Genomic DNA, 21,264 nt, shown 5'->3' with positions numbered 1-21,264 from the left:
GGAGGAATTGCCATGAGCACCACGTCCTCGACCTTCGTCGCCGCCGACGGCGATGGCTATGAACGGCTGATGGGCCGCTGGAGCCGCCTCCTCGCGCTGCCTTTTCTCGACTTTGTCGGCACCGCAGACGGCGACCGCATCCTCGATGTCGGATGCGGCACCGGCCACCTGACTTTCGCCGTGGCCCGCCGCACCGGCGCCGGCGAAATGCGGGGCGTGGACATCGCGCTGCCCTACATCGAGCATGCCAGGCGCCACAACGAGGATGCGCGCATCGTCTTCGAGGTGGGCGATGCCTGTTCGCTGCCGTATCCGGCGCAAAGCTTCGACCGCGTGCTCTCGCTGCTGGTGCTGCACTTCGTTCCGGAGCCGGGCAGGGCCATTGCCGAGATGCGCCGCGTCGCCAGGCCCGGCGCGGTGGTCGGCGCGGCGGTGTGGGATGCGCGCGGCGGCTGGGTCTCCAACCGCATGTTCTTCGACACCGCCGCCGTGCTCGACCCCGAGGCCGGCGCCCGCCGCGCCCGCAACTACACGCGACCCCTCACGCGGCCCGGCGAACTGGCCCGGGCGTGGCGCGACGCGGGGTTCAAGGGCGTGGAAGAAACCACGCTCGCCATCCGGATGGAGTTCGCATCGTTCGCCGACTACTGGGCGCCCTTCGAGGGCAAGGACGGGCCCGGCGCGGAATACGTCGCCACGCTCGATGCAAACGCGCGCTCCAGGCTGCGCGAGGCGGTCGAGGGGGCCTACCTCGACGGCGAAGCCGATGGCGCGCGCTCCTATGCCGCGCTCGCATGGGCCGTCAAGGGCACGGCGCCGGCGTAGCCGCAGCGGCGCGCGCCGCATCCGCGCTCATTGCGCGAGGCGGATGTTCGCGTCCTTGATGATCTTCGCGTAGATGGCGGCATCGGCGCGCACCACCTTCTGGAACGCCTCGGGCTTGCCGCCGGCCACCTGCAGGCCCAGCGCCTCGATCTTCGCGCTCACGTCGGGCAGGTGCACGATGCGGTCGATCTCGTCGGACAGCTTCTGCACCACCGGCGCGGGCGTGGCGGCGGGCAGGAACACGCCGAACCAGCCGTAGGGGTCGAAGGAGTGGTAGCCGAGCTCGGCGAAGGTGGGCACGTCGGGCAGGCCGGGCATGCGCTGCGTGCCGGTCACGGCCAGCGGGCGCATCGACTTGAGGTGCGGCCGCGCGGTGGCGCTGTCGATGAAGGCCGAGGCGAGCTGGCCGCCCACCAGGTTGGTGACCAGCGGCGCCGCGCCCTGGAACGGCACGTGCACCAGGTCGATGCCGGCCTGCATGTTCAGCAGCGCGCCCTGGATGTGCGACGAGGTGCCGGCGCCGTAGCTGCCGAAGTTGTACTTGCCGGGGCTCTGCTTCACCATCGCGATGAAGTCCTTGAGGTTCTTCGCGGGCGAGTCGAGCGGCACGGCCAGCATGCTGGGGCTGCGCGCGATCATGGTGACGGGCGCGAAGTCCTTCAGCGGGTCGTAGGCAAGCTTGTCCATGAGCGGCGGCTGCTGGATCAGCGCGGTGATGGCGATGAGCAGCGTGTGGCCGTCGGCCGGCGCCTTGGCGACGAAGCCGTTGCCGATGGTGCCGCCGGCGCCGGGGCGGTTCTCCACCATCGCAGGCTGCCCCCAGGCTTCCTGCAGCTTCTGGCCGATGGTGCGCGCCAGGGAGTCGGTGGCGCCGCCGGCGGGGTAGGGCACGATCAGCTTGAGCGGTTGGCTTGGATAGGCGGGCTGTGCAGATGTCTGTGCCAAGGCCGGTGCGGTGAGTAGAGCCGCAAGGCCTGCGGCAGCGCAGAGCCTTCGTACCAGCATCGATGTCGTCTTCATGGGCTTGTCTCCTCTTCGGGGGTGGAATAACTCGACTCGGCTCAACGCAGCGTTTCGGCCGTGCCCAGGATCGCGGTGGCCTGGCTCGACAACATGCCGCCGTTGCCATGCGCGAGCGCGGTCTGCGCGTTCTTCACCTGGCGCTCGCCGCATTCGCCGCGCAATTGCCGCACGGCCTCGATGAGCGCGAAGATGCCGTACATGCCGGGATGCACGCACGACAGCCCGCCGCCGTTGGTGTTCACGGGCAGCCGACCGCCCGGGGCGATGGCGCCGTCGGCCACGAAGCGGCCGCCTTCGCCCTTGGGGCAGAAGCCCAGGTCTTCGAGGAACAGCAGCGTGTTGATGGTGAAGGCGTCGTACAGCTGCACCACGTCCATGTCCTTGGGCGCGAGCCCGGCCATCGCGCAGGCCTCGCGGCCCGACTGGCTCGCCGCCGTGACGGTGAGGTCCGCCATCGAGGAGATCTGCCGGTTCCACACCGCCGTGGCGTTGCCCAGCACGTAGACCGGCTTCTTCGGCAGATCCCTCGCGCGCTCGGCGCTCACCAGCACGCAGGCACCGGCGCCATCGGTGACCAGGCAGCAGTCGCGCACGCCCAGCGGGTCCGACACCATGCGGGCGCCCAGCACCTCTGCGCGCGTGAGCGGCTCGCGCATGAAGGCCTCGGGGTTGAGCCCGGCCCAGGCGCGCGCCGCCACCGCCACGTCGGCCAGCTGCTCGCGCGTGGTGCCGAATTCGTGCATGTGGCGCGAAGCCGCCAGCGCATAGGCCGACACCGGCAGCATCGGCTCATACGGGTGTTCGTAGGGCTGCGGATCGAGAAAGCGGCGCGCCGCCACGATCTCGCGCCGCCCGAAGGCGGCGCTGCGCTGCGCGCTGCCGTAGCAGATGAGCACCGCGCTGCACTGACCCGACCGGATGGCCTGCATCGCAGGCAGCAGGTGCGCGATGAAGCTGCTGCCGCCGAGCATGGTGCCGTCGATGTAGCGCGGGTTGAGGCCCAGGTATTCGACCACCGGCAGGGTCCACATCGCGGCCGAAGCGCTCGCAGTGCAGAGCCCGTCGATGTCGCGCATCTCGAGGCCCGCATCTGCCACGGCCGCGCGCGCGGCGCGCGCCAGCAGTTCCATGTCGGTGAAGCCCGGCGCCTCGCCGCAGCCGAAGGTGGCGGCGCCGGCAATGGCCGCGCTGCCGCGCAAGGCCTTCAGTTCCGCGCTCATCGAGTGGCTCCTTCGACGGCATCGAACAGCACCAGGCCGCGGCCGTCCTTCACCTGCACCCGCGCGCGGACGCGCTGGCCGATGCGCACCGCTTCGGGCGCGAGGTTCTCGATGCGGCTCATGAGGCGCACGCCTTCGTCGAGATCGACCAGGCTCACGTTGAGATCGCCGCCATCGGCCGGCTTGCGCCGCACCGTCGTCACGGCATGCACGGTGCCCAGGCCGCCGGGTGCCTTCCATTCGAGCGCCGTGCCGCCGCAGTGCGGGCAGCTTTCGCGCGGGTAGAAGACGTGGCGGCCGCAGTCGCCGCAGTGCTGCAGCAGGAAGCGGCCGGCGTCCAGCTCGCGCTGATGGAAGGCCTGCACGCCGATGCGGTGGTCGTTCATCGGGTTTGCTCCTTGTGGGCGGGCCACTGGAAGGGCAGTGGCTTCTTGTCCAGGAAATGGTTCACCGCCTCGCGGTGCTCGGCACTGCCGAAGGCCAGCGCCTGCACGTTGGCCTCGGTGTCGAGCAGCGCGGCCAGTGCGCCCGCGTCGCCAGTGGCGCGCTTCACCAGGCTCACCGCCAGTGGCGAGGCGCCGGCAAAGCTTTCGGCCAGCGCCAGCGCGCGCGGGAGCAGCTGCGCGGGTCCGTGCAGTTCCATCGCAATGCCGAGTTCGAGCGCCTCGGCCGCGCCAACCTCGCGCGCCGACAGCATCAGCTCGCGGGCACGCTGCGCGCCCACCACGCGCGGCAGCGTGTAGAACGCGCCGCAGTCCGGCACCAGGCCGAGCTTGAGGAACGACATGCAGAAGCGCGCGCGCGGGCTTGCGAGCACGAAGTCGGCCGCGAGCGCCAGACTGAAACCGGCGCCATAGGCCGCGCCATCGACCGCGGCGATCACGGGCTTGTCGAGCAGGATCAGCTCGCTGAACCAGCGCTGCGTGGCCTGCATGCGCTCGCGCCAGCCGGCATTGTCGAGCGTCGCATCGGCAATGCCGCGCAGGTCGCCGCCCGAGCAGAACTGGCCGTTGGCGCCGGCGAGCACCAGCGCGCGCACCTCGGGGTCGCCGCGCACCTGCGCGATGGCCCGGGCGAGCTCGTCGCGCAGGGCGGGGGCGAGCGCGTTGCGGTTGGCGGGCGTGTCCAGCGTCAGCAGCGCGGTGCTGCCGTGGCGCTCGCAGCGCAGTGCGGTGAAATCGTTCATGGGTGTGCTTGCTCCTGGGCGGCGGCGCGCTGCGCTTCCTGCAGTTCGCGCCAGAGGATCTTTCCGGTGCCGGACTTCGGCAGGCTGTCGAGAAACTCGACCACGCGCGGCGCCTTGTAGACGGCCATACGCTCGCGGCACCAGGCGACGATGTCCTCTTCGGCGACGCGGCCGCGCTGCGCGGGCTTGAGCACCACCAGCGCCTTGACCGACTCGCCGCGCCTGCCGTCGGGCACCGCAATCACGCAGGCCTCGTGGATGGCCGGATGCTCGTACATCGCGTTCTCCACTTCGGTGGGCCAGACCTTGTAGCCCGAGGCATTGATCATCCGCTTGAGCCGGTCGCGCAGGAAGAAGTAGCCGTCCTCGTCCATCGAGGCCAGGTCGCCGGTGCGGAAGAAGCGCTGGCCACCGATCTCGACGAAGGCCTCGCGGTCGGCCTCCGGGTTGCGCCAGTAGCCTTTCATGAGCTGCGCACCGCGTGTCACCAGCTCGCCCACCTCGCCGGCCGGCAGTTCCTCGAACGTGACCGGATCGACGATGCGCGAATCCACACCCTGCGTCGGCATGCCCAGGCATTGCCGCTTGCCGCGCGCGGGCGGGTTGGCGTGCAGGAAGGACGCGGTCTCGGTCAGGCCATAGCCTTCGTTGTACGAGAGGCCGTGGCGCTGCAGGAGCATTGCGGCCACCGCCTCGGGCATCGCGGCGCCGCCGCCCGACAGCAGCGCCAGGCTCGAGAGATCGCACCGCTCGGCTTCTGCGTGGGAGAACAGGTCGATCACCATCGCCGGCGGCGCCGACCAGGCGGTGACCGCATGGCGTTCGATCAGGCGCGCGGCCATCGCCGGATCCCAGCGCGGCATCATCACCGCGGTGGCGCCCAGGAACATCGGCAGGTTCATGCCGTTCTGCAGGCCCAGCATGTGGAAGAGCGGCGCGACGGCCAGCGTGACCGTCTCCACATGCAACTGCTTCCACACCGCCGAGGAGGCGAGCGAGGCCAGCAGCGTCGCATGGGTGTGCATGCAGCCCTTGGGATGGCCGGTGGTGCCCGAGGTATAGGGCAGCACGGCCAGGTCGTCGGGCGACAGGGGTAATGCCGCGGGCGCGAGGCCGCGCGCGATCGCCTGCTCGAAGCCGTGCAGGCGTGAGTCGGCTAGCGGCGCGCGCGGCGCCGTGACCCATCCGGGCAGCGCGTCGCCGCTCGCCGACGCATCGGCCGCGTCGGCATAGGCATGGACGAGCGCGGCACGCAATTCGCCTTCGCCTTCGCCGAACGCCAGCGCGGGCAGCAGCTCCTGCGCGACGAAGGCAATGCGCGCACCGCTGTCCGCCGCGTAGTGCCGCACCTCCGCGGCCTTGCTCATCGGGTTCACCGGCACCACCATGGCGCCCGCGCGCAGCACGGCGTAGAAGGCCGTCACGAACTGTGGGCAGTTCTGGCTCGCGAGCAGCACGCGGTCGCCGGGGGCGACGCCCAGGCGCTGCTGCAGGTAGCCGGCCAGCGCGTCGACGCGTTCGCGCAGCTGCGCATAGGACGTGGCCGCGCCGCAGTAGACGATGGCCGGCTTGCCGGGATAGCGGCGCGCCGCAGTGTCCAGGTAGTCGGGCAGCGTGGCACGGGGCACGCGCAGCTCGCGCGCCACGCCCTTGGGCCAGAAGCGGAAGTGCGGCGGCCTGGCGCTCATTGCTTCTCCATCGCCCGCGCGATGATTTCCTTCATCACCTCGTTGGCGCCGCCATAGATGCGGCCCACGCGCACGTCGGCATACAGCCGCGCAATCGGGTATTCGTTCATGAAGCCGTAGCCGCCGTGCAGCTGCAGGCATTCGTCGACGATGCGGCAGCAGGCGTCGGTGGTCCACCACTTGGCCATGGCGGCCGTGGGTACGTCGAGCTCGCCCTGCATCAGGCGTGCGATGCAGTCGTCCACGAAGGCGCGCGCCACCTGTGCCTGCGTCTCGCATTCCGCAAGCTTGAAGCGGGTGTTCTGCATCTTCAGGAGCGGCTCGCCGAACACCTGGCGGTCGCGCACGTAGTCGAGCGTGTCGCCGATCGCGCGCTGCATGGTCGCCACCGCACCGACGGCGATCAGCAGCCGCTCGCGCGGCAGCTGCTGCATGAGCTGCGCGAAGCCGCGGCCCTCTTCGCCGCCCAGCAGGTGGTCGGCCGGCACGCGCACGTCGTCGAAGAACAGCTCGGTGGTGTCGAGCGTCTTCTGGCCCATCTTGTCGAGCAGCGGCCCGCGCCGGAAGCCCGGCGTGCCTTCGGTCTCGACCATCAGCAGCGAGATGCCCTTGCCGCCGGCCGCCGCATCGGTCTTGGCCGCGACGCAGACCAGGCCTGCGTGCATGCCGTTGGTGATGAAGGTCTTGCTGCCGCTGATGCGCCAGTGGCCGCCGTCGCGCCGTGCCTGCGTCTTGATGCGCTGCAGGTCGGTGCCGGCGCCCGGCTCGGTCATCGCGATGGCCGCCACCAGCTCGCCGCTGGCCATGCGCGGCAGCCAGCGCTGCTTCTGCGCCTCGGTGCCGTAGGCCAGCAGGTAGTGGGCGACGATGCCGCTGTGCACGTTGTTGCTGAAGCCCTGCGCCATGGCGCGCATCTGCTCCTCGCAGATCACCGCCTCGTGCAGGAAGCTGCCGCCGCCGCCGCCGTAGGCCTCGGGGATGCTGGCGCACAGCAGCCCGGCCGCACCGGCCTTGGTCCAGATCTCGCGGTCGGCGTGGTGCTGCGCGCGCCAGCGCGGCTCGTGGGGAACGCACTCGCGCTCGAAGAAGCGGCGCGCGCTGGTGCGCAGCATCTCGAGTTCTTCGTTCATCCACGGCCGCGTGGCGACGGCCCCGGCGGTCATGGCCGCCCGCCTCCGCAGACCAGCACCTGGCCGCTCACGTAGTTCGACTCCGGAATGCAGAACAGGTAGACCGCACCCGCAGCTTCCTGCGGCGTGCCGCCGCGGCCGAGCGGGATCAGCGCCTCGGCGTTCTTGAGGATCTGCGGGTTGACGCCGACCTTGATCTGCCGGCCCTCGATGTCGATGCTCGCGCCCGCGCCGGCATCGGCTTCGGTCAGCCGGGTCTTGATCAGGCCGAAGGCCACGCTGTTGACCGTGACCTTGTAGCGGCCCCATTCCTTGGCCATGGCCTTGGTGAGGCCGTTGATGCCGGCCTTGGCGGCCGCGTAGTTGGCCTGGCCCGCATTGCCGTACACGCCCGATGTGGACGAGATGTTGACCACCTTGCGGAACACTTCGCGGCCTTCGTCGGCCTCGCGCCTGGCCGCGTCGCGGATGAAGTTGGAGGCCGCGCGCAGGATGCGGAATGGCGCGGTCAGGTGCACGGCCAGCATCGCTTCCCACTGCTCGTCGCTCATCTTCTGCACCACGTTGTCCCAGGTGTAGCCGGCGTTGTTGACGACGATGTCCAGGCCGCCGTAGCTGTCGACCGCGGTGCGCACGAAGCGGTCGGCAAAGCCCGCGTCCGTCACGCTGCCAGCGCAGGCGATGGCGCTGCCGCCCGCGGCCACGATGTCATTGACGGTCTGCGCGGCCGGTTCGGCATCGAGGTCGTTGATGACCACGCGCGCGCCGTCGCTCGCGAGCTTGAGCGCGATCTCGCGCCCGATGCCGCGGCCGGAGCCGGAGACGATGGCGACCTTGCCTTCGAGTTTTCTGTGGGTGCTGCTGTTCATGGGTTGTCTCCTCGGAGGGTGTGTCAGGGCCAGGCGACGCGTGCCTCGGCAGTCAGCTTGGCGATGCCATCGTGGTTGGCCGTCATGAGCTTCAGCCGTACGCTGCGCCGGCCTTCATGCTCGAACTTCTCCGCCACCGTGCCGGTGCAGCGGATGCGCTCGCCCACATGGGTGATGGCGGCAAAGCGCAGGTCGAGCGAACGGATCGCCGACTGCGGCACCCAGTGGGTCAGCAGCCGCGCGAGCCAGGCCGCCGACAGCATGCCGTGCGCGAACACGTCGGGCATGCCGGCGGATTTGGCGAAGTCGATGTCGACGTGGATCGGGTTGTGGTCGCCCGAGGCGCCGCAGTACAGCGCCAGGTCGAGCCGGCGGATCGGCGGCAATTCGAGCGGAGGCAGGGCGTCGCCGGGCTGCAGCGTGTTCCAGTCGGGGAGGGTGGCAGTGGTCATTGCGAGGCTCATGAGTTGCGGACGACGGTCACGCAGCGCAGCTCGGCCACGAGTTCATCGCGCTGGTTGCTTACGTGGGTCTTGCGCACGACGAATTCGAGCGCGCCGTTCTTCTTGTCGTAGATGTCCTCGATGCGCTGGCGGAACGTGAGCGTGTCGCCCGCATAGGCCATCGCGTGGTAGCTGAAGCCCTGCTCGCCGTGCAGCAGGCTGCGGTAGTCCATGCCCAGCAGCTCGCGGATGGCGGCCGGGTTGGGCGCCTCCATCTCCAGGCAGAAGAGAAAAGTGGGCGGCACCGGCAGGTCCGGATGCCCCGCATCGTGCGCGGCGGCCTCGTCGATGTAGACGGGATCGACCTGGCCCGTGGCCTTGGCGAAGAAGCGCAGGCGGCCTTTTTCCACTTCCACCTGGAAGGGTGGAAGCTGGTGGCCGATGTGGCGGCGGTCGATCATTTCAAATGGATTGATAGAGCGTGACCACACAGGCGCCGCCCAGGCCCAGGTTGTGCTGCAGCGCGAGGCGCGCGCCTTCGACCTGGCGCTGCTCGGCCCGGCCGCGCAGTTGCCACACGAGCTCCGCGCACTGCGCAAGGCCCGTGGCGCCGAGCGGATGGCCCTTGGACAGCAGGCCGCCCGAAGGATTGGTCACCACGCGCCCGCCGTAGGTGTTGTCGCCCTCGACGATGAAGCGCTCGGCCGTGCCCTCGGGCGTGAGGCCCAGCGCCTCGTAGGTGATGAGCTCGTTGGCGGTGAAGCAGTCGTGCAGCTCCACCACGTCGAGCTCCTCGGGGCCGATGCCGGCGTCCTCGTACACCTGGCGGGCGGCGGCGGCGGTCATGTCGTAGCCGACCAGCTTGCGCATGTCCTTGCTCTCGAAGGTGGAGGGCGTGTCGGTGGTCATGGCCTGCGCGGCGATCACCACGCGCATGTCGAGCCCGTGCTTCTCTGCGAACTCGGCCGAGCAGACGATGGCCGCGGCCGCGCCGCAGGTGGGCGGGCAGCACTGGAAGCGCGTGAGCGGATCGAACACCAGCGGCGAGGCCATCACCTCGTCGAGCGTCAGCGTCTGGCGGAACACCGCGAGCGGGTTGCGCGCGGCATGCTGGCGCGCCTTCACCGAGATGCGGCCGAAGGTGTCGCGTCGGATGCCGTGCTGCGCGATGTAGTCGCGGCCGGCGCCGCCGAAGAACTGCGCGGCGCGCGGCGCCTCGGGCACGTAGCCCTGCTTCTCGGCCATGACATCGGCGAAGCGCGCCATCGGCGAGGGACGGTCGTCGTAGGCGCCCTTGAGCGCGCCGGGCTGCATCTGCTCGAAGCCGAGCGCGATCGCGCATTCGACCATGCCGCTCTCGACCGCCTGGCGCGCGAGGAACAGCGCGCTGGAGCCGGTGGAGCAGTTGTTGTTGAGGTTGAACACGGGGATGCCGCTCAGGCCGACGCCGTAGATGGCGGCCTGCCCCGCGGTGGAGTCGCCGTAGACATAGCCGACATAGGCCTGCTGCACCAGCGCGTAGTCGACGCCGGCATCGTCGAGCGCAAGCTTCGCGGCGCGCGCACCCATCACGGTGTACGGATCGCTGGCGCCGGGCTTGGTGAAGGGGATCATGCCCACGCCGACCACATGGACGGGGCGCTGCATACGTGTCATGGAAACTCCTGGATGAGATGCGGTGACGATGAACGAAGTCTCCGCCGCTGCGCGGGCTTCAACAATCGCGGATCGGCCCAAAACGATTGGCCGAAACGCTCACGCAATATCGCGGTAGCGGAAGGTACCCATCGCACGCGCCGCCACCTCGCCGCTGGCATCGGTGACGGTGGCCTCGCAAAAGCACACCGAACGCCCGCCGCCCGTGGCGCGCCCCTGCGCCTGCAGCACCCCGCCCGCGGGCCGCATGAAGGCGATGTGCATGTCGACCGTGACAACCTCGCGTGCATAGCCGACGCGCGAGAGCGCGGCATGCGCCATGGCGCTGTCGAGCAGGGTCATCAGCACGCCGCCGTGGCCGCTCGCATGGTTGTTCAGCAGCTCGGGGCGCAGCGCCACCGACACCAGCGATTCGCCGCCTTCCGCATGCTCGAGCCTGAGCCCGAGGTGCTCGGAAAAGGGCACATGGCGCTGCGGTCCGCTGTGCGGCCGGCCGTCGCCTTCCTGCGGCGCGCTCGCAAGGTGCAGGCTCATGGCGCGGATCCCCGCTTCGACGCGGCCGCTGCCGTCGTGAAGTCGCGCGGCCCGGTCAGCGCAAGGCCGCCGTCCACGGGAATGACGGCGCCCGTGATGTAGGAGCCCCAGTCGCTCGCGAGCATCATCGCCATGCGGCTGATGTCCTCGATGCGGCCCAGGCGCTTGAGCGGCACGCGGTCGGCCATCGCGGCCATCGTGTCGCCGGTGGGTGCAAGCCGCTTCAGGCCTTCGGTGTCGGCGATCGGCCCGGGCACGATGGAGTTGATGCGGATGCCCTGCGGGCCCCACTCGAGCGCGAGCACCTGCGTCAGCATGTCGACGCCGGCCTTGGCCGCGCACACATGGGCCTGGAAGGGCGTGGGCGTGAAGGCCTGGCCGGCCGAGATCTGGATCACGCAGGCGCCGGGCCGGCGCAGGTGCGCATGCGCGAGCCGCGCGACGTTGAAGCTGCCCAGCAGGTCGATGTCGACCACCGTCTTGAAGGCATTGGGCGACATGTCGAGCGCGCTCGCAAGAAAGTTGCCCGCGGCGCCCGAGACCAGCACGTCGATGGGGCCGAAGCGCTCGGCGCCCTGTGCGAAAGCGCGTTCCAGCGCCTCGGGCTGGCGCACGTCGGCCGCAATGCCCAGTGCCTGCGTGCCGAGCGCCTCGAGCTGCTGCGCCGCCGCGGCCACCTTGTCGGCCGAGCGGCTGAGCACCGTGAGGCGCGCACCGGCGCGCGCAAAAGCCTGCGCGATGCCGAAGTTGATGCCGCTGGAGCCGCCGGCCACAGCCACGTGGCGGCCCGAGAAATCGAAGGCGGAAAAGTCCATGGGGTTCATCACTTCGTTCACTCCGGCTTGAAGCCGATTTCGGCCAGCATCTTGCGCTCGCGTTCGAACTGCGCACGGGCGTAGTCGGCGTAGCTCTCGCCGGTCATCAGCTTGGGCTGCATGTCGAACAGCTCCAGCTGCTGGAGGTAGGCCGGGTCCGCCGCGGCCTTGACGAAGGCCGTGTGCAGCCTGGCGGCGATCTTCGGATCGAGGTTCTTCGGCGCCACCAGGCCCACCGGCGAATCGATCACCATGTCATGGCCCAGCTCCTTGACGGTCGGCGCGTCGTAGCGCTTCAGGCGCTCGGCGGTGAAGGTGGCGAGCAGGCGCACCTTGCCGCCCTGCACCTGGGGCCCGAAGCCGGGGTCGCCGTAGACGTCGAGATGGCGCCCGATCACCGCCTGGAAGGCCTCGCTGCCGCCCTTGTAGGGCACCAGGTTGAAGGAGGTGCCCACCTGTTTGGCGAGCCGCTCGGCGTAGATGCGGTTGATGCTGATCGCACCGACGTTGCCCCAGCTGACGGCACCGGGACGCTTCCTGGCGTCGGCCAGCAGCTCGGGCAGCGACTTCCAGGGCGCATCGGTGGCCACCACGATGCCGGTGGTGAGGCCGGCCAGTCCGATCAGGTAGCTGAAGTCCTTGAGCGGGTCCCAGCTCACCTTCTGCACCAGCGGCGCGCGGATCACCGAGTTGTGCATCACCGCGATCGTGTAGCCGTCGGCTTCGTTCATGGTCGCCAGCGATGCGGTGCCGGTGACGCCGCCCGCGCCCGGCTTGTGCATCAGCACGATGGGCTGGCCCAGGTCCCTGGAGGCGGCCTCGGCCAGCGTGCGGAAGATCGGGTCGAAGGAGCCGCCCGGCGGAAATGGCAGCACGAGCTGGATCGGCTTGCTCGGGTACGGATCGGCGGCGAAGGCCGGGGCGGCTGCGCTGGCGCCGAGCGCGATCAGTGCGCCCAGCGCGGCGCGCCGGCTGAGCGGGCGGAAGCTGCGGTTCATGGTGTCGTGTCTCCTGTCGTTTGAAATTGGCGGCGGCGCATGCGCTTCAGGCGGCCTGCGGCAGCGGCAGGTAGCGGAAGGACCCTTGCGCTTGCGCGACCAGGCGCCCGGCCTCGTCGCTGACCGTGGCGCGGCACCAGGCCACGCTGGCGTCGTGCTGCACCACTTCGCCGTCGGCCGTGAGGCGGCCGCGGCCCGGCGCGTGGAAGCTGGTGTTGAGGTTGAGCGTGACGGCGGTGCGCGCAAAGTCGAACAGCGACACGGCCGCGCTCGCCATGGCCACGTCGAGCAGCGTGACCAGCACGCCGCCATGCACCGCGCCGATGACGTTGCCGAGCTCGGGCCGTGCATCGATGACGAGGCGCGCGCGGCCGCCTTCGGAGAACTCGCGGCGCGCATCCAGCAGCCGCATGAACGGCACCTGGCCGAACAGGTTGCGGTGGTCCGCGCCGGTGACGGGCTGCATCACGCCTGCAGCCGCTCGCGCAGCACGTTCTTCAGCACCTTGCCCGCGGCCGACAGCGGCAGCTCGCGCAGGAAGCTGATGCCGCGCGGACACTTGTAGCCGGCCAGTCGCTCGCGGCACCAGGCGCGCAGTTCATCGGCGTCGGCACGTGCATCGTCGGCCATCACGACCGCCGCGTGCACCGCCTCGCCCCAGCGCGCGTCGGGCACGCCGATGACCGCCGCCTGCCGCACCTGCGGATGGCTGCGCAGCGCGGCCTCGACCTCGGCGCAGTAGACGTTCTCGCCGCCGCTGATGATCATGTCCTTGAGGCGGTCGACGATGAACAGGTGGCCGTCGGGCAGCATGCGGCCCGCATCGCCGGTGCGCAGCCAGCCGTCCCGCAGCGCGGCGGCCGTGGCCTCGGGGTTGCGCCAGTAGCCCTGCATCACCATCGGCCCGCGCGCCAGCACTTCGCCGACCTGGCCGCGCGGCAGCTCGCGGCCGCTGTCGTCCGCAATGATGATCTCGGCGCCCAGGCCGGCGCGGCCGACCGAGTTCAGCCGGCCGAGCGCGCGCGCCTCGGGCCGGTGGTTCGACGGCAGGTTGATGCACACGGCGCCCGCGGTTTCGGTGAGGCCGTAAGCCTGGAAGAACTCGGCATGCGGCCAGGCTTCCAGCGCGCGGTCGAGCAGGTCGGGCGGCATCGGCGCTGCGCCGAAGGCGATGCGCGTGAGGCTGCGCACGCGCCCGGGCGCGAATGCCGGATCGTCGAGCAGCGACTGCAGCATGCTCGGCACCACGACGATGTCGCCGATGCGGTGCTCCTCGATCGCGTCGATGACCGCGGCGGGCCGGAACTGCGCCATCGTCACGCAGCCGCCGCCGACGATCAGCTGGCCCACCAGCCGCCCGAGCCCGGCGACGTGGAACAGTGGCGCCACCAGCAGCGAAACGGAATCGGGCGCGTTGTTGAGCTCGGCGCCGCGCGTCATCGACGCGGTCCAGAAATTGGCGTGGCTCAGCATCACGCCCTTGGAGCGGCCAGTGGTGCCGCCGGTGTAGAGGATGGCGGCGAGCGCATCGCCGCCGGTGCGCGTGTCGGGCAGCGGTTCCAGCGCCGCGCCTTCTTCTTCGAGCGCATCCAGCTGTGCAAGTGCGGGTGCATCGGCCGGTGCCAGCGTCCGCAGGCTTTCGTGCACGAGCAGCAGCGAGGCTTCGCTGTCCTGCAGCGCATGCGCGAGCTCCGGCGTGCTCCAGCGGATGTTCAAGGGACAGGCGACGGCGCCGAGCCACCAGCATGCGAGGATGGCCCGCACCAGCTGGTCGCTGTTGGGCGCGAGCAGCGCCACGCGGTCGCCGCGCGCAATGCCGCGCCGGGCCAGCGCGGCTGCCTGGCGCGCGATGCCGTCCGCCATCTGCGCATGCGTCTGGCGGCGCACGCCGGCGTCGCCCACGTGGGTGAGCGCCGCCATGCCGGGGTTGCGCTGGAGCGCGCGATGCAGGCCTTGGGTCAGGTACACGATGGAGCCACCGACGGGTAACGAAGATGCGGCACAGCTTAGGCCGCACCGCACGCCGCACCCATGGCGGGAAGCGCCAAAGGGCTTGGCGAAACCGCTCAGCGTTCCGGGCCGTGCGTCAGCCGGTACTCGCCGGGCGCCACGCCGGTCCACTGCTTGAAGGCGCGGTGGAAGGTGCTGGCTTCCGAGAAGCCCACGCGGTTGGCGATGTCGAGCAGCGGCAGCGGCGTGTGCAGCAGGTAGTCGATGGCGGCGTCGCGCCGCAGCTCGTCCTTGATCTGCTGGAAGCCGCGGCCTTCGTCGCGCAGGCGACGGCGCAGCGTCTGCGGCGTCACGGCCAGTGCCTCGCCCACTTCCTCCAGCGACGGCAGCTCGCTGCCCAGGCCCTTGCGCAGCAGCCGGCGGATGCGCTCGGTGAGGCTGCTGGTGTCGCGGTACTTCACGATCAGGTTGGCCGGCGAACCCGCGAGGAATTCGCGCAGGCTCTGCGGCGACTGCACCACCGGCAGGTCGAGCCAGCGCGCCTCGAACGACATGCCCACATGCGCCTGGCCATACCGGATCGGCACCTGGTAGACGCGCGAGGTCTCGGTGTTGGTCTGCTCCGCCGTGTAGTCGACCTCGAGCAGCGGAATGCGGCGCGCCACCAGCCAGGACGAGGCGTTGAAGGCGAACAGCATGAAGGCCTTCACCGCATAGTCGAGCCGTGCATCGGAGGCGCGCCGCAGCACGAACTGCACATGCGCGCTGCCGCCCCGCACCGCGAGGCGCGGCACGAAGTCGTGCAGCAGCAGGTGGTAGGAGGCGAAGCCTTCGCGCAGGGCCTCGCCGAGCGTGGCGCAGCGCACCAGCTGGCGCATGCACTGGCCGAAGCTGCCGGGCGGCAGCGGGCCGCTCAGGAGGCCCCAGATCTCGTCGCGCAGCTCGCGCCGCAGCGCGCGGATCAGCAGCGCGTACTGGCGCTGCGAGATGCGCGCGAGCGGCGATTCCAGCAACGAGGGCGCGATGCCCGCGCGGACCAGCACGCGCGCCGCATCGACGCCGCGGTGGCGCGCGCCCATCAGGATGCTGTGCACCTGCTGGATGGCAACGGTGTGGTGGGTGAGCGTCATCGGTGGCGGCCGCTGCTGCTGCTGCAACTCGGCCGGTCGGATTGTAGGCAGCGCCCCGGGAGGCAGTGCCTCAATCGATGGCGCCGGCGGCCCGCAGCGCGGCCACGGCCGATGCGTCGAGCCCGGCCTGCCGCAGGATCTCGTCGGTGTGCTCGCCGGGGCGCGGGGCGGGGCGGGGAACAGACGGCTCGAAGCCGGTCATCTTGATCGGGCAGCCGAGCTGCGGCGCTGCCGCGTCATCGGCCGCAATGCGCATGCCGCGCGCGCGGAAATGCGGATGCGCCAGCGTCTCGTCGATGCGCAGCACCGGCGTCACGCAGCCCGTGCCGTCGTGGAACAGGCCGCGCCAGTGCGCGAGCGGCCGCGCGCCGAAGATCGCGGCCAGTTCCGCGCGCAGGCGCTCCTCGGTGGCGGCATCGCCGCTGCGGTGCAGCGGTGCGAGGTCGGGGCGCTCGAGCAGGCGGCACAGGTCGTTCCAGAACTTGGGCTCGAGCGCGCCCACCGCCAGCTGCCGGCCATCGGCCGTGCGGTAGTAGCCGTAGCAGGCGAGCGCGCCCGTCAGCGCGCTGTGGCCGGTGCGCGGCACGCCGCCGTGCTGGTGCAGGCCGGCCAGCGGCAGCACCGCATGGGCCAGCACGCCATCGGCCATCGCGATGTCGACATGCCGCCCGCGCCCGCTGCGCGCGGCATCGAACAGCGCGGCCAGGATGCCGGCCACCGCAGTCATGGTGCCGCCCAGCAGATCGGCCACGGGCAGGTTCGACAGGGCCGGGCCTGCGGCATTGCCGATCTGGTCGGCCACGCCGGCAAGCGCCGCGTAGTTCAGGTCGTGCCCCGGCGTGTTGCTGAGCGGCCCGGTCTGGCCGAAGCCGCTGATGCTGCAGTAGACGATGCGCGGGTTCGCGGCCGCCACCGCTTCATAGCCGACGCCGAGCCGCTGCATCACGCCGGGCCGGAAGCCTTCCACCAGCACGTCGGCCTCGCGGCACAGGCGCAGCAGCGTGGCCACGCCCTGCACGTGCTTCAGGTCGATGCGGATCGCGCGCTTGTTGCGGTTGACGAGCGCGCGCACACTGGGGCTCGCGTAATCGCCGGTGCCGGTGTCTTCGATCTTGATCACGTCGGCGCCAAGGTCGGCCAGGTGCATGGCGCCGAGCGGTCCGGGCAGCAGGCGGGTCAGGTCGAGCACGCGCACGCCGGCGAGCGGCGCGCCTTTGGCTGCGCCTGCCATGGGTTCGGGAGAAGAGGTCATGTGGGCTGCAATCTAGGCGGCGCGGGACGGCGCGGCAATGGCAGCACTGCTCCTGGCGATTGGCGAAAAGCGTCAGGCGGCGGCCGGCCGGCCCTGACGCGAATCGAACTGCATGCCACTACCCGAAGGAGCACGAATCATGCAAATGCACAATGCGGTGAAAGAACTGTTCGAGCGCTACGCGCGGAATTTCAACGACGCATTGACGGCCGAGCCCGATCTCGAAGCCATTGCCGGCCTGTACACCGAGACCTTCATCGCTGCCTCGCCCGCCGGGATCATGTCGGGCAAGAACGACGACGAACTCAGGAAGGTGATGGCCGACGGCTTCGCGCGCTATCGCGGGATGGGCACGAAGAAGATGGAAGTGCGCGGCCTGCGCGTGACGCCGATCGATGAGCTCCATGGCCTGGCGCACGTCGACTGGCGCGCTACCTACGACGTCGACGGCGCAACGAAGCTGATCGATTTCACCAACGCGTACCTGGTCCGGATCGATGGCACCCAGGGCAAGGTGTTCGGCTGGATCACCGGAGACGAAAATGCCGAGCTGAAGAAGCACGGCATCGCATGAGCCGCCCGTACTTTCAACTCGGTGCTACGATGGCGGCATCGGGAAAACAGCCTCCCGTTCTGCAAAGTAGACGGTGTCCCGTCCAAGCGCTGGTGACTCACAACGGAGCCTTCCGTGGACACCGCCTTGCCTGACGCACCTCCTGCGCTTCCTGCGCCCTCCCAGCCTGTTTCGTTCGACGCACGAATTCAACCCTTGCCCTTCGATCCCGCCACGCTGCGCGGCCTGTCGGGAAAGCTGCTGGCCAGCCACCACCAGAACAACTATGCCGGTGCGGTGAAACGCCTCAACGCCATTCGCGCGCAACTCGCCGCAACGCCGTACGCGGCCACGCCGGGGTTCCAGCTGAACGGCCTCAAGCGGGAAGAACTGATCGCGAACAACTCGATGCTGCTGCACGAGCTGTACTTCGACTCGCTCGGCGGCGCAGGCGAAGCGATGGAGCCGGCCATGGCCCTCGCCCTGGCTGCCAGCTTCGGCAGCGTCGAGCGGTGGCGCGAAGAGTTCGCGGCCATGGGCAAGGCGCTCGGCGGCGGCTCGGGCTGGGTGCTGCTCGCCTTCCAGCCGCGCGAGGGCACGCTGGTCAACCAATGGGCCGCCGACCACACCCATGCCCTGGCAGGCGCCACGCCGATCCTCGCGCTCGACATGTACGAGCACGCCTACCACCTCGACCATGGCGCCGCGGCGGGCGCGTACGTCGATGCCTTCATGGAGAACATCCATTGGGCCCGGGTGTACGAGCGCTACCAGCGGGCCGTGCACGCCGCCAGCGAGCCTCTGGGCGCGGCGCAAGACGAAATCGACGGATCGATGCTGCTCGACGTGCGCCGCGCCGGCGTGTTCGAGCAGGCCAGCGCCATGATCCCGGGAGCCGCATGGTTCGATCCGTCGGCCGTCGAACGCTGGGCCGGCGAACTGCCGGCGGGCCGCGGCGTGGTGGTCTATTGCGTCTACGGGCACGAGGTCGGGCGCAGCACCGCGATGCGGCTGCGCGCCATGGGCGTCGATGCACGCTATCTGCGCGGCGGCTTCGACGGCTGGCAGGCCGCGGGCCGGCCGGTCGAAGCCAAGCCCGCCGGGCAAAGCCGATGAGCGCAGCCCCTCAGCCTCGGCCGCGCAGCGGTCTTGCGCGGCTGCTGCCCGCCGGGGTCGATCCGTGCGCCGTGCCCTTGCTCGCCGCGCGGGGTCTGCGTGCCTTCGGCGACGGCTACATGGCGGTGCTGATGCCGGCCTACCTGCTGTCGATCGGGCTGGGGACGCTGGAGGTCGGCATCGTCAGCACGGCGACGATGCTGGGCTCGGCACTGGCCACGCTGGCCGTCGGCGCATGGGGGTTCCGCTTCGCGGGCGGGCGGTTGCTTCGCGGCGCCGCCTTGCTGATGGCGGCCACCGGCCTGGGCTTTGCGGGCCTGACCTCGTTCTGGCCGTTGCTGGTGGTCGCACTGGTGGGCACGCTCAATCCCAGTTCCGGCGACGTCAGCGTGTTTCTGCCGCTCGAGCATGCGCGCCTGGCCGCGGCGGCGCAGGGCCATGCGCGCACGGCGCTGTTCGCACGCTACAGCCTGCTGGGTGCACTGTGTGCGGCATTGGGTGCGCTGGCTGCGGCCGTTCCCGACTGGCTGGTCCGGCACAGCGAGTTCACGCGGCCCGACGCACTGCGCGGAATGTTCGTGGTCTATGCGGCCATCGGGCTGGCTGTGTTCTGGCTTTACCGGAATCTGCCCGCCCACGCCGGTGCCGGCGACAGCCCGGACAGCGCGCCCGTCGCACCGGCACCGCTCGGGCCGTCGCGCCGCGTGGTGATGCGGCTGGCGGCGCTCTTCAGCGTCGATTCGTTTGCGGGCGGATTGGCCATCAACGCACTGATGTCGCTGTGGCTGCTGGAGCGATTCGGCTTCTCGCTGACCCAGGCGGGCGTGTTCTTCTTCTGGACCGGTCTGCTGGGCGCGGCGTCCCAGCTTGCCGCACCCGTGGTCGCCCGGCGCATCGGCCTGCTCAACACCATGGTCTTCACGCACCTGCCGGCCAACGTCTGCCTGGTGCTGGCCGCGCTGGCGCCGAGCTTGCCGATCGCGCTCGGCCTGCTGATGGTGCGCAGTGCGCTGTCGTCGATGGACGTGCCCACGCGAACGGCCTACGTGATGGCGGTCGTGACGCCGGCGGAGCGCAGCGCCGCGGCGAGTTTCACCGCCGTGCCGCGGAGCCTGGCGGCGGCCATCAGCCCGACGATCAGCGGCGCGCTGTTCGCGGCCGGATGGATCTCTCTGCCGCTCATCGCCTGCGGGCTGCTGAAGATCGGCTACGACCTGGCACTCTGGCGCGCGATGCGGCGGGACCGCGTGGACGCGGAGTAGCCGTCCGAGGCGAAGGAATCCGCCTGCTTCGCGGGGCGAGCAACATCTTGACCCGCCCGGCTTGGCGGCCGGCGTGCTGGCGGCTCGAGCTGCAACTCAGTGGATGTGCTGGTGGTGCGCGTCGGGCACATGGGCGTGTGCGTGGCGAACCGGTTCGTGCACATGCGGATGGCTGTGCGAGCCCACCGGGAGCACCTCGTGGGGGTGGCCATGATGGCCGTCATCGTGGCGGTGCGCATGCTCGTGCTCCACGCGCTCATGCGCGTGCTCGTGGCCGTGCGACTCCGCCAGGTGCAGCGCCACGCCCAGCATCATCAGCAGCCCGCCCGCCGCCATGGCCCAAGTCCCGCTTCGGTCGCCGAGCGCGATGGCAAAGGCGGCACCGATAAATGGCGCAAAGGCGAAGACGGAGCCGGTCCGCGCTGCTCCGAAGGCGCGCTGCGCGAGCAGGTAGAAGCGCAGGCTCAGGCCATAGCCGCTCGCTCCCACCGCGAACAGGACCAGCGCGGCGCCCAAGGCAGGTATAGGCTCGCCGAACAGCCACGCCAGCAAGGCCGTCGCCGTGGCACCGATGGCGGCCTTGCCCAGCACGACTTGCCCGGGATCGCGCTCGGCCAGCGCACGCGAGAGCGTGTTGTCCATGCCCCAGGCCGCGGTCGCGACGAGCACGGCCAGCATTCCCCAGAGCTGCGTGCTGCCGCTGCGGCCCTGGTCCAGGACCAGCGCGACGCCTCCGGCAAGCAGGAGCAGCATGGCACCCCATACGCGGCGGTCCATCGTCTCCTGGTAGAGCATGCGCGCCAGCAGAGCGGTGAACAGTGCCTCCAGCGTCAGCATCAGCGACGCGCTGGTACCGCTCGTGTGCTGCAGCCCCCAGGCCAGTGCAACGGGACCCAGCACTGCGCCGAAGGCTGCCATGGACAGGAGACGCGGAAGATCGCCATGCACCATCCGCGCCTCGCGCTCCACCCGCTGACGGGACGCAAACCCGACGGCCGCCGCACCCGCATACAGCAGTGCGGCAGTGGTGAAGGCACCCAGTCCCTTGCCGAAATGCTGGACCAGCGGCGTGCTGACGCCAAAGAGAACGGCAGCGAGCAAGGCAAGCAGTCCGCCTCTCACCGCGGGCAGGGAAAGATGCCGAGCTGCCATGTCCGGGTTACTTGATCGTGAACCGCACCGTCGTGGTCTTGCGGCCCTCCGTCACCGTGGCAACGGCCTTGGCACCCTTGCCGAGCCTGACGCCCTTGGCCTCCAGCTTGTTGCCGCCGGCCGGCTTCAGTTCGGCTTCGGACTTGTCGGCGCCATTGAGGACGGTCAGCTTGCCGCCCATCTGCTTCGCGTCGTAGTCGTCGTCGTGGTCCACCACGTAGATGACCGCGCCATCGGCCGCGGGGGCGAGTTCGAAGGACATGTCGTTCGCCGACTGGACCACGCCGCCATGGCGTGCCGGTGCGGCGCCGTGGGCAAAGGCGGGGGCGGCAGCGACTGCCGACGCGCCGAGCAGTACGGCAGTGCAAAGGCTCTTGAGTGATTGGATCTTCATGATGATCGGGTTCCCATGTTCATTTTGCAGCGCGCTTCGACAGGCGGCGCTGACAGGCCTTGAAACCA

General features: G+C 70.3%; 23 protein-coding genes. 4 read left to right on the top strand and 19 right to left on the bottom strand.

Annotated elements, in window-relative coordinates; translation table 11 throughout:
- Nucleotides 1-12: 12 nt before the first annotated feature.
- Nucleotides 13-825 (top strand): class I SAM-dependent methyltransferase, encoded by an 813-nt coding sequence (locus tag RZE77_RS32475; protein ID WP_319442784.1) that lies wholly within the window; start codon nucleotides 13-15, stop codon nucleotides 823-825.
- A 27-nt stretch (nucleotides 826-852) separates the two neighbouring features.
- Here RZE77_RS32475 and RZE77_RS32470 read toward each other — a convergent pair whose 3' ends face one another.
- The 17 genes from RZE77_RS32470 to RZE77_RS32390 form a co-directional block, all read right to left on the bottom strand.
- The gene (locus RZE77_RS32470) at nucleotides 853-1,845 is read right to left on the bottom strand and encodes a Bug family tripartite tricarboxylate transporter substrate binding protein (protein WP_319442783.1); all 993 of its coding nucleotides are present in this window, start codon (nucleotides 1,843-1,845) and stop codon (nucleotides 853-855) included.
- Nucleotides 1,846-1,886: 41 nt separating this feature from the next.
- On the bottom strand, nucleotides 1,887-3,068 hold the full coding sequence (locus tag RZE77_RS32465) for a thiolase (protein ID WP_319442782.1): 1,182 nt from the start codon (nucleotides 3,066-3,068) through the stop codon (nucleotides 1,887-1,889).
- Entirely contained in the window at nucleotides 3,065-3,454 is a 390-nt protein-coding gene (locus RZE77_RS32460) for a Zn-ribbon domain-containing OB-fold protein (RefSeq protein ID WP_319442781.1), read from the bottom strand. The genes RZE77_RS32465 and RZE77_RS32460 overlap by 4 nt, the downstream gene beginning before the upstream one ends.
- On the bottom strand, nucleotides 3,451-4,254 hold the full coding sequence (locus tag RZE77_RS32455; protein ID WP_319442780.1) for an enoyl-CoA hydratase/isomerase family protein: 804 nt from the start codon (nucleotides 4,252-4,254) through the stop codon (nucleotides 3,451-3,453). Before RZE77_RS32455 ends, RZE77_RS32460 begins: the two co-directional genes overlap by 4 nt.
- Entirely contained in the window at nucleotides 4,251-5,942 is a 1,692-nt protein-coding gene (locus RZE77_RS32450; protein WP_319442779.1) for a long-chain-fatty-acid--CoA ligase, read from the bottom strand. The genes RZE77_RS32455 and RZE77_RS32450 overlap by 4 nt, the downstream gene beginning before the upstream one ends.
- Complete coding sequence (locus RZE77_RS32445) at nucleotides 5,939-7,105, bottom strand: acyl-CoA dehydrogenase family protein (protein WP_319442778.1); 1,167 nt, start codon at nucleotides 7,103-7,105, stop codon at nucleotides 5,939-5,941. Before RZE77_RS32445 ends, RZE77_RS32450 begins: the two co-directional genes overlap by 4 nt.
- Complete coding sequence (locus tag RZE77_RS32440; protein WP_319442777.1) at nucleotides 7,102-7,941, bottom strand: SDR family NAD(P)-dependent oxidoreductase; 840 nt, start codon at nucleotides 7,939-7,941, stop codon at nucleotides 7,102-7,104. The genes RZE77_RS32445 and RZE77_RS32440 overlap by 4 nt, the downstream gene beginning before the upstream one ends.
- A gap of 23 nt (nucleotides 7,942-7,964) precedes the next feature.
- Nucleotides 7,965-8,393, bottom strand: a complete 429-nt coding sequence (locus RZE77_RS32435) for a MaoC family dehydratase (protein WP_319442776.1) — start codon at nucleotides 8,391-8,393, stop codon at nucleotides 7,965-7,967.
- 8 nt (nucleotides 8,394-8,401) lie between these two features.
- On the bottom strand, nucleotides 8,402-8,845 hold the full coding sequence (locus RZE77_RS32430; protein WP_319442775.1) for a MaoC family dehydratase N-terminal domain-containing protein: 444 nt from the start codon (nucleotides 8,843-8,845) through the stop codon (nucleotides 8,402-8,404).
- 1 nt (nucleotide 8,846) lies between these two features.
- A complete protein-coding gene (locus RZE77_RS32425) occupies nucleotides 8,847-10,031 on the bottom strand; it encodes a lipid-transfer protein (RefSeq protein ID WP_319443452.1) in 1,185 nt (394 codons plus the stop codon).
- 108 nt (nucleotides 10,032-10,139) lie between these two features.
- Complete coding sequence (locus RZE77_RS32420; RefSeq protein WP_319442774.1) at nucleotides 10,140-10,574, bottom strand: PaaI family thioesterase; 435 nt, start codon at nucleotides 10,572-10,574, stop codon at nucleotides 10,140-10,142.
- On the bottom strand, nucleotides 10,571-11,389 hold the full coding sequence (locus RZE77_RS32415) for an SDR family oxidoreductase (protein WP_319442773.1): 819 nt from the start codon (nucleotides 11,387-11,389) through the stop codon (nucleotides 10,571-10,573). The genes RZE77_RS32420 and RZE77_RS32415 overlap by 4 nt, the downstream gene beginning before the upstream one ends.
- Before the next feature lie 17 nt (nucleotides 11,390-11,406).
- Nucleotides 11,407-12,387, bottom strand: a complete 981-nt coding sequence (locus RZE77_RS32410) for a tripartite tricarboxylate transporter substrate binding protein (RefSeq protein WP_319442772.1) — start codon at nucleotides 12,385-12,387, stop codon at nucleotides 11,407-11,409.
- A 46-nt stretch (nucleotides 12,388-12,433) separates the two neighbouring features.
- Entirely contained in the window at nucleotides 12,434-12,853 is a 420-nt protein-coding gene (locus tag RZE77_RS32405; protein ID WP_319434292.1) for a PaaI family thioesterase, read from the bottom strand.
- The gene (locus RZE77_RS32400) at nucleotides 12,853-14,355 is read right to left on the bottom strand and encodes a class I adenylate-forming enzyme family protein (RefSeq protein ID WP_319442771.1); all 1,503 of its coding nucleotides are present in this window, start codon (nucleotides 14,353-14,355) and stop codon (nucleotides 12,853-12,855) included. Before RZE77_RS32400 ends, RZE77_RS32405 begins: the two co-directional genes overlap by 1 nt.
- A 98-nt stretch (nucleotides 14,356-14,453) precedes the next feature.
- Entirely contained in the window at nucleotides 14,454-15,467 is a 1,014-nt protein-coding gene (locus RZE77_RS32395; protein ID WP_319442770.1) for an AraC family transcriptional regulator, read from the bottom strand.
- A gap of 70 nt (nucleotides 15,468-15,537) precedes the next feature.
- Entirely contained in the window at nucleotides 15,538-16,719 is a 1,182-nt protein-coding gene (locus RZE77_RS32390; protein ID WP_319442769.1) for a CaiB/BaiF CoA transferase family protein, read from the bottom strand.
- 139 nt (nucleotides 16,720-16,858) lie between these two features.
- On the opposite strand from RZE77_RS32390, the gene RZE77_RS32385 reads away from it, so the two are divergent.
- From RZE77_RS32385 to RZE77_RS32375, 3 genes are all read left to right on the top strand, one after another.
- Nucleotides 16,859-17,293 carry a nuclear transport factor 2 family protein gene (locus RZE77_RS32385; RefSeq protein ID WP_319442768.1) on the top strand — a complete coding sequence of 145 codons (435 nt, stop codon included), beginning with the start codon at nucleotides 16,859-16,861 and terminating at the stop codon, nucleotides 17,291-17,293.
- A gap of 195 nt (nucleotides 17,294-17,488) precedes the next feature.
- A complete protein-coding gene (locus RZE77_RS32380; RefSeq protein WP_319442767.1) occupies nucleotides 17,489-18,388 on the top strand; it encodes a Fe-Mn family superoxide dismutase in 900 nt (299 codons plus the stop codon).
- On the top strand, nucleotides 18,385-19,650 hold the full coding sequence (locus tag RZE77_RS32375) for an MFS transporter (protein WP_319442766.1): 1,266 nt from the start codon (nucleotides 18,385-18,387) through the stop codon (nucleotides 19,648-19,650). Before RZE77_RS32380 ends, RZE77_RS32375 begins: the two co-directional genes overlap by 4 nt.
- A 96-nt stretch (nucleotides 19,651-19,746) precedes the next feature.
- Here the strand turns inward: RZE77_RS32375 and RZE77_RS32370 are convergent, their stop codons facing one another.
- Together RZE77_RS32370 and RZE77_RS32365 are read right to left on the bottom strand one after the other, a co-directional pair.
- A complete protein-coding gene (locus RZE77_RS32370; RefSeq protein WP_319442765.1) occupies nucleotides 19,747-20,802 on the bottom strand; it encodes a DMT family transporter in 1,056 nt (351 codons plus the stop codon).
- Between the two features lie 7 nt (nucleotides 20,803-20,809).
- The gene (locus tag RZE77_RS32365; RefSeq protein WP_319434273.1) at nucleotides 20,810-21,196 is read right to left on the bottom strand and encodes a hypothetical protein; all 387 of its coding nucleotides are present in this window, start codon (nucleotides 21,194-21,196) and stop codon (nucleotides 20,810-20,812) included.
- Nucleotides 21,197-21,264 lie beyond the last annotated feature (68 nt).

Source organism: Variovorax sp. SPNA7 (assembly GCF_033807855.1).
Lineage (GTDB): Bacteria > Pseudomonadota > Gammaproteobacteria > Burkholderiales > Burkholderiaceae_C > Variovorax > Variovorax beijingensis.
Note: the sequence above shows the minus strand (reverse complement) of the source record. Positions and strands in the feature narration are given on the sequence as shown.